General features: G+C 61.3%; 9 protein-coding genes and 1 rRNA gene. 2 read left to right on the top strand and 8 right to left on the bottom strand.

The genetic code is table 11. The features are described from left to right. Positions 1–88: ribosomal RNA gene (gene rrf, locus OHL11_RS13670) — 5S ribosomal RNA — on the top strand; the annotation flags it as partial. A 99-nt stretch (positions 89–187) separates the two neighbouring features. On the opposite strand, the gene OHL11_RS13665 is transcribed toward rrf, so the two are convergent. From OHL11_RS13665 to OHL11_RS13635, 7 genes are all read right to left on the bottom strand, one after another. Further along, entirely contained in the window at positions 188–1,402 is a 1,215-nt protein-coding gene (locus OHL11_RS13665; protein WP_263372054.1) for an RtcB family protein, read from the bottom strand. A 601-nt stretch (positions 1,403–2,003) separates the two neighbouring features. After that, positions 2,004–2,666 carry a translation elongation factor Ts gene (locus tag OHL11_RS13660; protein ID WP_263372053.1) on the bottom strand — a complete coding sequence of 221 codons (663 nt, stop codon included), beginning with the start codon at positions 2,664–2,666 and terminating at the stop codon, positions 2,004–2,006. A 112-nt stretch (positions 2,667–2,778) separates the two neighbouring features. After that, positions 2,779–3,693: a 30S ribosomal protein S2 gene (rpsB, locus tag OHL11_RS13655; protein ID WP_263372052.1), complete on the bottom strand. Its 915-nt coding sequence runs from the start codon at positions 3,691–3,693 to the stop codon at positions 2,779–2,781. A gap of 219 nt (positions 3,694–3,912) precedes the next feature. After that, positions 3,913–4,308, bottom strand: coding sequence for a 30S ribosomal protein S9 (rpsI, locus tag OHL11_RS13650; protein ID WP_263372051.1), 396 nt, complete (start codon positions 4,306–4,308; stop codon positions 3,913–3,915). Positions 4,309–4,414: 106 nt separating this feature from the next. Beyond that, a complete protein-coding gene (rplM, locus tag OHL11_RS13645; RefSeq protein ID WP_263372050.1) occupies positions 4,415–4,843 on the bottom strand; it encodes a 50S ribosomal protein L13 in 429 nt (142 codons plus the stop codon). Positions 4,844–5,354: 511 nt separating this feature from the next. Continuing rightward, positions 5,355–5,879 carry a flavodoxin FldA gene (fldA, locus tag OHL11_RS13640; RefSeq protein WP_263372049.1) on the bottom strand — a complete coding sequence of 175 codons (525 nt, stop codon included), beginning with the start codon at positions 5,877–5,879 and terminating at the stop codon, positions 5,355–5,357. A gap of 242 nt (positions 5,880–6,121) precedes the next feature. Beyond that, positions 6,122–8,836: a TonB-dependent receptor gene (locus OHL11_RS13635; RefSeq protein ID WP_263372048.1), complete on the bottom strand. Its 2,715-nt coding sequence runs from the start codon at positions 8,834–8,836 to the stop codon at positions 6,122–6,124. Positions 8,837–9,025: 189 nt separating this feature from the next. On the opposite strand from OHL11_RS13635, the gene OHL11_RS13630 reads away from it, so the two are divergent. Beyond that, positions 9,026–9,844 (top strand): energy transducer TonB, encoded by an 819-nt coding sequence (locus tag OHL11_RS13630; RefSeq protein WP_263372047.1) that lies wholly within the window; start codon positions 9,026–9,028, stop codon positions 9,842–9,844. A 182-nt stretch (positions 9,845–10,026) separates the two neighbouring features. On the opposite strand, the gene OHL11_RS13625 is transcribed toward OHL11_RS13630, so the two are convergent. Beyond that, positions 10,027–11,676 carry an ArnT family glycosyltransferase gene (locus OHL11_RS13625; protein ID WP_396269788.1) on the bottom strand — a complete coding sequence of 550 codons (1,650 nt, stop codon included), beginning with the start codon at positions 11,674–11,676 and terminating at the stop codon, positions 10,027–10,029. Positions 11,677–11,706 lie beyond the last annotated feature (30 nt).

The following is an 11,706-nucleotide window of genomic DNA, read 5'->3' as shown; positions in this document are numbered from 1 at the left end:
CGTTCCCATCTCGAACACGGAAGTTAAGCCTCGTTGGGCCGATGGTACTGCACGCGCAAGTGTGTGGGAGATTAGGTGATCGCCGGCATTAAAATCAAACGCAAAGCCCACCCAAAAGGTGGGCTTTCGTGCGTTTAGGTAATGCAGGGGATGAACAGAAAAGGCCCGGATTCCCGGGCCCTTCTTGTTAGTCCTTGTATGGATCGAATTCATCCGAACCAGCCATCGCGACGCCTACGGGCGTGAGCGTGTGCAGAGTACGAATGGTTGCGCCCTGCGCCTCGATCACCTCATCGAGACGCTTGTAGCAGTGCGGTGATTCGTCGAGACCACCGCCCTTCAAGACGACGTTCGAGCGTTGCAGCCACTCTTGCATCATCTCAGGCTTCACCAGGCCCTCGCGCTTGATCGCGCCCGTCCTGCGGTCACGAACACCCGCAGCTTGCTTGCGGCCCAGGACACGACCAGCGCCATGAACGGTAGAGTACATTGACGCGCGCTGCTCCTCCACAAGGGTGCGTCCCGCGACGGTGGCCAGATCGGGAGTGACGCCCTCAAGAATCACAGACTGCTCGCCCATGGTGCCTCCGACAAAACCACGCTGGCCGGGGAAGGCAGGTGTCGCGCCCTTGCGGCAAACCCACATCTGCTTTCCATCGTGCACTTCCAGCCACGCGAAGTTGTGGTGATTGTGCACCTCATCCAGAATGGGCGCGCCGAGCAGCTTTGCTACGCGTTCACAGAGCCAGTCGCGGCCCGCATAAGCATACGCACCGCCGAGTTTCATGGCCGCGATGTACTGCTGCCCGAGATCGGAGTCGACATCCAGCCATACGGGCTCAACCATCATGCCGTCCGTGGCGCCTGCAGCCTTGAGGAACCAGGTTGCAATGCCGTGGCCGAGACCGCGCGAGCCGAAGTGAACGCCCACCCACACACGATCTTCCTCGTCCGTGAAGAGATCGACGTAGTGGTTGCCGCTTCCGATCGTTCCGAGCTGGGCTTCAGCCTTACGCTTCAGCGGCGCAGCTGCTTCGGTGGACCATCCCTCGTGGCCGTCGCGCTCGAAGAGTGGGTGCTCCACGCGTTCGGAGTTCTTACGTCCTACGCCGAAGCTCAATGTTTGCCAGATCTCTTCCATCAGGCGATGAATGTTGGCGCGCAGCTCGCTGCCGGGCATATCAAGACGCACAGCCTTGTTGCCGCAGGCAATATCAAAGCCGACGGCTGTGGGGCTGATGCGGGACTCGCTCGCGATTACGCCGCCGATCGGCACGCCGTAGCCGAGGTGTCCGTCCGCCATCAGGGCGAAGCGGTCCGCGGACCGCGCGCAGAGACGTGCCTGCTCCAGCGTGTTTGCTTCGTGTTCTCCGAATACGGGGATATTGTCGATGATCTTCATGTTTGCTCCATGATTCCTTTCTGGCCGGAGGCTGGTTGTAGCCGTGCTCGACCGGGGTTGTGTTGCGCCCTCACTGCTCGTCAGTTCAACGCAAAGAAAAGGCCCAGGCTTGTCAGCCTGGGCTCGGTGGATACGCGATGATCGCTAGACCTGTGTCTAAGACCTACCTCGCGTGAAAATCCAAACCGAGCCAGACGCACGATAGCTCGCAAACGCTTTTGGCGTCCGCGATGCGAGCGAAATGTGCAGATACATAGACACGGCGTTATTCCCTGGTCTGGTAAGACCTCTGTGATTATGCCACAGGTGATTCGTGTACTTCACGGCGATGACGGTGACGAATCACTGTAACGACAATCCTGCCGACATCAACCACCTGGACAACGCGATAGTCGCCAGCCGGAATCCGGTAGGCCGACTCATCCTTTGAGCGTCTTCTATCCAGTTGGGAGTGGGTCGTCTTACAGATCTTCAATCCTTGCTTACTGAACGCCGGTCATCAGGCGTCCCCGCATATCGAAGCTATGCGGTGCTTATAGAGAAGCCAAACAAAACGCCCGAGCTTGCGCCCGGGCGTTTGATCATGCAGCGGGAGAGCAGCTTACGAAGCGGCTTCTTCCGTTGCGGGAGCGATGATCGCCTGAGCGAACGTTGCGGTCGATTCGCCGATCTTGAAGCGGGCGAAGCGGCGGACCGAGATGTTCTCGCCGAGCTTGGCGACCTTCTGTGCGATCAGCTGCGCGATCGTCAGCGAGGCTTCCTTGATGAACGGCTGCTCGAGGAGGCAGACCTCTTCGTAGTACTTCGACATTTTGCCCTCGAGCATCTTTTCGATGATGTTCGCCGGCTTGCCGGACGCAGCTGCCTGCGCACGGTAGACTTCCTTTTCCTTCTCGATGTCAGCAGGCGTCACTTCGTCCTTGCCGACGTACTTCGGGTCGACAGCGGCGATGTGCATTGCAACGTCCTTCAGCAGGTCCTGGAAGTCGTCGGTGCGGGCCACGAAGTCCGACTCGCAGTTGAGCTCGAGCAGAACGCCGATCTTGCCGCCGGCGTGGATGTACGTGCCTACAGCGCCTTCGTTGGTCGAGCGCGAAGCCTTCTTTGCGGCCGAAGCCACGCCGCGCTTACGCAGCACCACGAAAGCATCTTCCATGTCGCCCTTAGCTTCCTGGAGCGCCTTGAGGCAGTCGCCCATGGGAGCGCCAGACTTCTCGCGCAATTCCTTTACCAGCTTGGCATCAATCTTCACAGCTTCAGACATTTCTAGTCCCTTCACGAATCATTGGGCGTGAGTGTCTCACGCCTCGGTTACATCCTGAAGAAAGGCGCAGGCCGAAGCCCGCGCCCTCCAGAGTTTCAGCGCGTTGCAACGATTAGGCAGTTGCTTCAGCAGCTTCCGGCTCTGCATCAGCAGCGACGGGAGCCTTGCGGATGCCGCCGCCGAGAGCAGCGTTGAGGTCGATCTCTTCCTCGGCCTCGTCAGCAGCCACAGGAGCGGACTCCTGGACTTCTGCTGCAGCAGCTTCACCTTCTTCGCCAACGAAGTGCGATTCCTGAGCGATCGGCTTGATGTCGTCGTACTCGTTCGAGAATGCCTTCTCCGAGATCATCTGCGTGCCTTCGTAAGCAGCGTCAGCGATCTTGGTGGTGAAGAGGCGGATGGCGCGCAGAGCGTCATCGTTGCCGGGGATTACATAGTCGACCACGGTCGGATCGCAGTTGGTGTCCACCACTGCCACAACCGGGATGCCGAGCTTGCGTGCTTCCGAAACAGCGATCGCCTCGTTGTTCGAGTCGATGATGAAGATCGCGTCCGGCAGGCGCTTCATGTTCTTGATACCCGAGAGGGAGGTCGACAGGGCCTTGCGCTCGCGCTCCAGCTTGATGACTTCCTTCTTGGTGAGCAGCTCGTAGCGGCCGTCGGTCGACATTTCGTCGAGCTCGGTCAGGCGCTTCACCGACTTCTGCACGGTTACCCAGTTGGTCAGAAGACCACCGAGCCAGCGCGAGTTGATGTAGGGCATGCCTGCACGGGTCGCTTCTTCAGCGACTGCGTCCTGTGCCTGGCGCTTGGTGCCGACGAAGAGGATGAGCTTGCCGGTAGCGGTCAGGTCGGAGACGAACTTCGAAGCTTCCTTGAACATCTTCAAGGTCTTCTGCAGATCGATGATGTAGATGCCGTTGCGCTCGCCGAAGATATATTCCTTCATCTTCGGGTTCCAACGCTTGGTCTGGTGGCCAAAGTGAACGCCCGCTTCGAGCAGTTCCTTCATCGTGATTGAAGCCATGGTGCGGATCCTTTTCTGGGCATCGCCTCGATGCATCCGAGAGCGAGTCTCTTATTGAGGCGATTAAGTCCCGATGGGTTAGGGAGATTAAGTTCAGGCCGCAAGCCACGTGCCTGCGGGTGTATCGAAGGCCATCCAGTTCGAAGTTGTACGTTCTAAGTTGTAAGTGTCCACGTCCTTAGAACGTAGAACTTACAACTTAGAACCCAACCCCAGCGACTAGCGCTTGGAGAACTGGAAGCGAGCGCGAGCGCCCTTCTGGCCGTACTTCTTACGTTCCTTGCCACGAGCATCGCGGGTCACAAAGCCAGCGGACTTGAGCGCCTTGCGGAGCTCGCCGTTGAACTCCATGAGTGCACGGGCGATGCCGAGCTTGACCGCATCCGCCTGGCCGTTGACGCCGCCGCCGCGAACGGTGGTCAGCACGTCAAAGGTCTCGTTGATGTCGGGGGTCGCAAGGGGAGCCTTCGCTGCAGCGCGCTGCGCCGGCGTCACGAAGTACTCTTCGAACTTCTTGCCATTGACGGTGAACTCGCCCGAACCGGGGCGAAGGAACACGCGGGCGATCGCGCTCTTGCGACGACCGGTGCCGTAGTACTGAATCAGGTTTGCCATTTCAATCCTTTTAGGGGACAGGGCCCAGGGCCCAGCGTCCAGAAAGCTTTGTACTGCGCTAATCTCGAAGGTTTTTACTGGGCCCTATACCCTGGGCCCCGGAACCTTACGCTCCGTAAGCCACAGGCTGCTGAGCCTTGTGCGGATGCTCGGTGCCCTTGTAGACCTTGAGCTTGGTTGCCATCTGGCGGCCGAGCTTGGACTTGGGCAGCATGCCCTTGATCGCTTCTTCCGCAATCTTTTCGGGGCGGCGTGCAAGCAGCTTCGTGAAGCCTTCTTCGCGAAGACCACCGGGGAAGCCGGTGTAGCGGCGGTACATCTTCTGCTGTGCCTTCTGGCCGGTCACAACGATCTTCTCGGCGTTGATCACGATAACGTGGTCGCCCATATCGATGTACGGCGTGTAGAGCGGGTTCAGCTTACCCGCGAGAATGCTGGCGGCCTGCGAGGCGAGGCGGCCGAGGGTCTGGCCTTCAGCGTCCAGAACATACCACTTGCGCTCGATGTTCTTGCCACTGGGAATAGTCGTCGACATCTTTCCGTGCTCCTTGGTTCTGCCGTCTTCGGTGCTTCTTGCCCGGCTTGTTCCGCGAAGAATCTCTGGCGTTAGGGCCTGCCCACCAAATCGCCGCGAGACCAACTTCCCGCAAGGCGCCAAAGGGCAAACAAATTCATGGTGAAGCGCACAAAGCCGTCCAAGCCCACGAACGTTCCTGAAGAACGCCCATATGCCCAACTGGCAGGGGAGCGATGGTTCCAAAGAGAGGCAGTCGGCGTGTCGCGGCCGCAACCAGGAAGGGAACCAGCAGTTCGGGTGACCCCGAACCTCGCCTCGGTGTTCGGCGTCTCACTCGCCCCATGCAGCCTTCTACCGAGAAGACGCACCAAGGGCGCAGACGCAGAACTGCGCGAGTCTTAATATTATCCACAGCCCCGCCAGAAGTCAACGAATTTCCCGGCGGAAGTTGCATTTGGCGCAGGATTGCCGCGCTTTTCGTGCATCGCCCGTCGCCCAACTTCGGGCTGCTTCGGGTTTTGTAGGAGCCTTACGCGGCTTCGGCGGCTGCCAACTCCGCCGCGCCCATTTCGGCCTGCAGGGACGCCACCCACGCGGCGATGCGGGCTTCGGTCCGCTCGTGCTGATTGTCCTCGTCGATGGCGAGCCCGACGATCTTGTCGTCGCGCAGAGCGGCGGAACTGTAAAAGTCGTAGCCAGCCTTGTCGGTCGCGCCGATCACGGTCGCGCCCTGGCCGACAACCGCGTCGTAAAGTACGCCCAGCGCGTCTACGAAGGTGTCGCAATAGGACATCTGATCGCCCAGGCCGAAGAGCGCCACCTTGCGGCCGGCGAGCCCCGCTTCGGCGATGAAGCTGAGGCGGCACTCCCAATCCACCTGCAGGTCGCCGTAGCCGCTGGTCGGCGCGCCGAGGATCAGCAGATCGCAGTCGCTGAAGTCGGCGGTGGTGGCGGAGCAGACATCGACGGCTTTGCCGCCGATCTGCGTGGCGATCTGCTCGGCGATGTTGCGGGTGTTGCCGTTATCGGTGCCGTAAATGATGTGGACCTTCATGTCTCTTCCCTCGCGAGCATCCGGACGAACAGCGGCGTGAGCGGCCAGCGATGGCCGTCAGGATCTCTTGTGCTGTGCGGTGGTTTTGTCCGGTCTAGTCACTCGCCGCGCGGATGGGAGAGCGGAGATGCGGCGGCAGCAGAGGCTCGCCAATATCCGACCATATGAGTCCCTTATGAGTATAGAGCGAAGCCGGGCTGATTTACAGCCCGAAGTGTGGTGAATTACGAAGTGTGGGCGGCTTAGAAGCGGAAGGTGGTGCTGAGGGTCAAGGTCCGGTTCGCGGCGGTGTTGCCGATGAAGCTGTTGGCCGAGGTGAGCACCTTGCCGAAGTTCGAGGAGCTGAGCACGCCGACCGGGCGCGCGGGCATTACGGAGTTCGTGACGTTCTGCACCTCGAGCGCGAAGCGCATATCGTAGCGGCCGATGGCCTTCTCACCGGGCTTGGGTGCCTTGGCGGGCGGCCCGAACTTCATGCCGTGCGAGAGCCGCAGCTGCGTGGAGAAGAAGCCCGAAGAGGTGCCGTAATTCATGGGGATGATCGTCTCGCCGGCGACGGGCCTGGTGTTGAAGGTGCCCCATTGTGTCCTCACCACGTTGGCCGGGTCCGAGGCTGCGGTCGCAAAGGACGGGCGATCGTTGTAGATCGAGTCGCCGTTGTTGTCATAGCCGGTGGTGATGTTGAAGTGGCTGCCGGAGCGCGCCAGCAGGAAGCCGGTGATGTCCAGAAAGTGGTGCGTAAACGGCACGGTCGCGTTGATGCCGCTGAAGAGGTTGACGTGGCGAACCCATGCCAGTTGTCCGGCGTCCTGCTTCACGTTATAGCTGTTGGACACGAAGCTCGAGGTGCCGCCGCTGTCGCTGTTGCCGTACATCGAGAAGATGTTCGCCCAGAGGACGAGGTCTTTGTTGACCTGGTAGTTCGCGTAGGCGCCCAGCCACTGGTTGGAGCCGTCGCCGAGGGATGCGTACTGGTACCGCTGTCCTGCCGCTGCGCCATAAGGCTGCACGCCGTTCAGCGGCGCGTTGGCGTTCCGCGAAAGGTACACATGCGCGTAGTGGTCATAGTTGTAGCTGATGGAGAGCGAACCCTTGTTGCCCAGCGTCACGTCAAGCGAGGTTCCGGCGTTGAGCGAATACTGCGTGCGCAGGTTCGGGGCGACGCTGTAGGTGGTGAGCGTGGAGGGATCCACGGTCGCGGAGGTGAACGACGGCTTTGCCGTGAGGTCGCTGACGTAGCCTGGGTTGCTGACAAGATAGCTTTGCTGCGCGGTGTTGTTGGCGCGCTGCACGGAGGTCAGCAGATACGACGGCTCCATGCGGTCGTAGTAGATGGCCGCGCCCGTACGCCAGACGACGGCGGTGGGATTCTTCCTGGGCCCGATGCCCCAGGCTGCGCCGAGATGCGGCGACGGGTCCCAGTGATCGGGCACCGCGGTCTGCGCCTCGATGCGAAGACCTGCGTCAACGGTAAGGTTCTTCGTCAGCTTCCACTCATCTTCGAGATACCACGCGAAGTCGGAGGTGGAGACCTCGAAGTTTGCCTGCCCGGCGGTGAGCGTCACCTGCGATGGCGTATGTGCCGCGTAGGAGGCGAGGTCGGGGAAGGTGTAGGTGCCGTTGAAGCCGGAGGTCGAGTAGCTGGTGAGGTGATAGGTGCGCGCGCGGAAGCCGTAGCGCACAAGGTGCGCGCCGCGTGAGTAGCTCCCTTGCTCTTCAAAATCGAAGAGGTTGTTCGCGTTGCGGTTCGCGCCTAGCGTAGCGCCGCCACCGGTAAACGAGCCTTGGACCTGGATCGACGGCAGGCCGCTGTTGGCGTTCTGCGAGGTGCCGGTGCGCTGCCATTGGAAGCGCGTCTCGAGTTCAAGGTGCGGCGTGAAGATGTGCGTTTCGCCAATCTGTAGCGTGTGGGAGTTCACACCGCTGCCGTAGCCGGCGATGGGCAGGGTGTACTGTGAAACGCCCGCGTTGCTCTGCGCGTTGCGGTTGAACTCATAGCGCGTGGTGAAGCTGTCGTTGGTTGCGAGTTGGCGATCGAAGCGCAGCGAGTAGTCCTGCTTGAGCTGCGGGGCTGGTGCTGCGGTGCTGAAGTTGCCGGTGTTCGTCACGGCGTTCACGATCGCGTTGTTCTGCTGGTTGTCGTACTGCGTGTTTACGTAGAGCGAAGACTTCTTGCCGATCGGCCCGTTCGCGCCGCCGCTGATGTAAAAGCGATAGTAGTCCGGCTGGCTGTTCGCATAGAGGTACGGGCTGCGCGAGTTGAAGGACGAGTCGTTGCCCATCGTGGCGATGTTGCCGTGCCACTTGCCGGTGCCCGCTTTGGTGAAGACCTCGATGCGCCCCATGCCCATCGAGTCGTACTCGGCGGAGTAGGGGTTCTCGTTGATGTGGACCTCGCGGATGGTGTCCTTCGGCGGAATCTGTCCGCCGGAAAAGCCATCGACGTAGATCTTCGCCGGATGCGAGTCGTCGTTGCCCGCGAGCGCGAGCAGTTGCTGCTGGAAGGTGCTGTCGTCGTCCGAGAGCGCCGCCATCTTCTTCTCGTCGAGGCGCATGGCCGCAGCGTTGTCGCTCTGGCTCAAGCCAACGGGATGGTCGCTGCCGTCGACCTGCACGTTCTCGGTGGTGGTAGCGATCTGCAGCCTCGCGTTCAGCGCGGTGCGGCCCACCGTGATGTGTCGCACGTAGGCTTCAAAGCCTGGCGCAAGAATCACGAGGTCGTAGCTGCCCGTGGCCCCGGGGATATGGAACTGTCCCGAGCCGTCGCTGGTGGTCTGGAAGAGCGTCTTGCCGTTGCGTGCGAGTTGTACGGTGGCCGCAGAGATGCGTGCACCTGATGGGTCACTTACCGTGCCCGAAAACTCGGCCGCAGAAGCAGCCGTTCCCGCTCGCTGCTGGGCCGCGAGGAGGGATGGATATAGCAAGCTACAGCAAAGCGCCACGAGAAAACGATGCACTCAAGCTCCGCGAAAGTCGTGCAAGAAATCGATGAATCAAGGATATGACGGATGAGAGCGTGAAAATCTTTGCGGAAATGTTTTATTGAGTGACACTTTTGTCATAACTGGTACATCGCAAAGGTGCTGGCGCATAATCGGCGCATGGGTTTCCGGTCACATTTCGCGCTGTTTACTGGAATGGTTCTCGTGGGCGCTTCCACGGCCTGGGCGCAGCAGCCTGCGCCGCCAGAGGCCAAAGCTCCGTTGTCGGCCAGCGACCCGGTGCTGGACGCTGCCGCGCAGTGGATCGGCCGAGCGCTTTACGCGCGGTGTCTCTGTACAGCGGGAACGTTCTCGCTCAGCGCTGCGGGAGACCTGTCGGCGGAGCAGAAATCGCATCCCGTGGACTGGACGCTGGCGGGCGTGGATCTGCAGCGCGTGGCTCGCAAAGGCGATGCGCTGGAGTTCAGCGGCGTGCGCGTCGCAGCGAAGTTTGCCGATGATCGCAAGGAGTTCGATCGCCGCCTGCTGAAGACGGAGACGCTGAAGGTCACGCTGCCTGCGCCGGCTACTCCTGCCGCCGTGGACGCCACGATGCGGCGTGCGTTTTCCATCGGCATCGACCGCGAATTGCAGCTGGCGATGCCAACGTATTGGCGACATTACTTCTCGCCGGTGGAGCCATGGACGGGCAGCGATCTGCTCGCTGGCCAGACGATCGCGATCGTCGGCACCTCGGAGTCGGGCGCGCAGCTCGCGCCGCCTGCGGTCGTGCACAAGGCCTCTGCAAGTTTTCCGGAGGAAGCAGCGCGCGACCACATCGCGGGCTCTGTCGCGTTGCAGGTCGTAGTGGACACGACAGGGCATCCGCACCGCATCCGCATTGTGGCTCCGCTAGGCTATGGGCTCGATGCTGCAGCGGCGGAAGCGCTGAGCAAGACGACCTTCGCGCCTGCAGCGGGTGGGCAGTCAGCCGCAGTGCAGATGGTGGTGAAGGAAAGCTTTACCCTTGAGAAACCTCAATAAGAACTGGAGATGGGATGAAGAGCTGGTATCTCGTGTTCCTTGGCCTCGCTGCCGCAGGCCTGCCCCTGCGCGAAGAACGTGGACGAACTTCAGCGGAAATTTGAGGCATCCTTTTCACCCCTGCGACGTGCCATGGCGAACCGCTGGAGACGTACATGTCCGTCGATAAGCGCTTCGAGCTGCTAGTGCTTGAGCTGCGTGGTCGTGGGCTGCTGGCCGACCTTGGTTTGTAGCGGCTTCGGCGTGGATTTGCGCTTATGCACGGGGGGCGTGGGCGTTTTTTCTGGCGCAGGGTCCAGGCGATAGACGATCAGCAGGTTGCGATCGTTGTCGTCGAGCGCGGGAATCGCCGCGACGCGCACCGGGTTGTACAGCGGCGTCAGCGCATCCATCTTGTCATCGTCGAGCTCGTTCCACGCCACGTACCAGCCGGGCCGATACAACTTGACGCGCTCGGCGAGGTCGAGCGTGCCGAAGTCGTCGTCGATGGACGGCAGGCCGGTCATCAGCGTGATGTCCGAGCCGGAGATGGAGAGGATCAGCCGCGAGTGGTTTGGCTCTGCACGCACGATGCGCGCGACCTCGTTGGCTGCGTCGCGGAACTCAAACGTCGGATGCGTGGCGATGTGCAGCATGTACTTCATGCCAGGCAGCGAAATGCCGAGGGCGAGCACCGTCATCACGATCGTTGCCGCGTATTCGCGTCGCACCGAGAACTCATAGCGGAAGCTATCGAGCCCCATCGCCACAAATGCAAACACCGGCGCCGCGACGACGAGGTAGTAACGCGGCTGCAGATTGTTGTGATAGCCGAGGAAGAGTACATAGCCCGTTGCCCACAGTAGCAGCGCGGGTTTCAGCGGGTTGCGGAAGAGCTGCGGGCGCCAGAAAATGATGAGCGCGAGCACGATGAAGAAGGCCGGATAGATGACGCGACCCATCCACATGCCATCGGCGAAGGTGTTCAGCACGACCTTGTCGAAGGGCTCAAGCAGGATGCCGGTGTAGGCGTTCGCCGAGAAGAGATAGCGGTAGTCTTCGAGGTAGCGTGGGCGAACGTAGCCGACGAAGTAGGCCAACCACAGCGCGAGACCGAGCAGCGCAGGAGGGATGCCCATCTCCAGCGCATGGCGCCAGCGATAGCCCGCGCGCGCCCACACCATGTAGGCCAGCGCGGGGACGAGGAAGAGGCCGGTCGTCTTCGTCAGCACCATCAGCGGCAGCAGTACGCCGAGCGCCAGCGCAGGCAGCAGGCGTTGGCGCAGCGGCACTCCTGGAGCGCGGCAGCGGTGCATGGAGCTCGCGGCGAGCATCGCCAGCGTCGTCAGCAGGATGAGCAGCGGCTCCAGAATCGCCATGCGCTCGAAGACGAAGAAGAAGGGGCTTGCGCACATCAGAAACACGCAGAACGCAGGCGCCAGCGACGGGCCGCCGTCCTTGCGGTGCAGGCGGGCAAAGCGGCGCAGCAGGATGTAGAACGCAATCAGGGTGGCAGCGAAGACGCAGAGTGTGGTCGCGCGTGCCACGATGGGCGAAACGCCGAAGAGCTTGAATGGGAGCAGCTCTACCGCAGGCCAGACGGGCAGCGCGGTCGCGGGGTTGAAGTCGCCCTTCCAGTACCAGTGGCCGAAGAGGAAGTGGCGAATGGCCGCGTCGCCATACCAGCCTTCATCGGTGTACTTGGACCAGTCCACCCACGGCGAGTTGTTCGGGAAGTCTGCGCCGAGGTGCAGGAAGTGCAGCAGAAACAGCACGGCTGACGCGGCCAGCAGAAGATAGCTGAGCCGACGCGCGAGCGTTCCGGCACGATCCGTCGAGGGGTTCAAGCCCACAGGCTACCACGCTGGTTTGTGACTACACAG

It is taken from the genome of Granulicella cerasi (assembly GCF_025685575.1).
In the GTDB taxonomy this organism is placed as follows: Bacteria; Acidobacteriota; Terriglobia; order Terriglobales; family Acidobacteriaceae; genus Granulicella; species Granulicella cerasi.
The sequence above is the reverse complement of the archived record's forward strand: the minus strand, read 5'-3'. Positions and strand labels throughout refer to the sequence as shown.

Excerpts from the sequence above, each read along its gene's own strand:
- OHL11_RS13665 (WP_263372054.1), bottom strand. The coding sequence starts at position 1,402 with ATGAAGATCATCGACAATATCCCCGTATTCGGAGAACACGAAGCAAAC.
- OHL11_RS13660 (WP_263372053.1), bottom strand. The coding sequence starts at position 2,666 with ATGTCTGAAGCTGTGAAGATTGATGCCAAGCTGGTAAAGGAATTGCGC.
- rpsB (WP_263372052.1), bottom strand. The coding sequence starts at position 3,693 with ATGGCTTCAATCACGATGAAGGAACTGCTCGAAGCGGGCGTTCACTTT.
- rpsI (WP_263372051.1), bottom strand. The coding sequence starts at position 4,308 with ATGGCAAACCTGATTCAGTACTACGGCACCGGTCGTCGCAAGAGCGCG.
- rplM (WP_263372050.1), bottom strand. The coding sequence starts at position 4,843 with ATGTCGACGACTATTCCCAGTGGCAAGAACATCGAGCGCAAGTGGTAT.
- fldA (WP_263372049.1), bottom strand. The coding sequence starts at position 5,879 with ATGAAGGTCCACATCATTTACGGCACCGATAACGGCAACACCCGCAAC.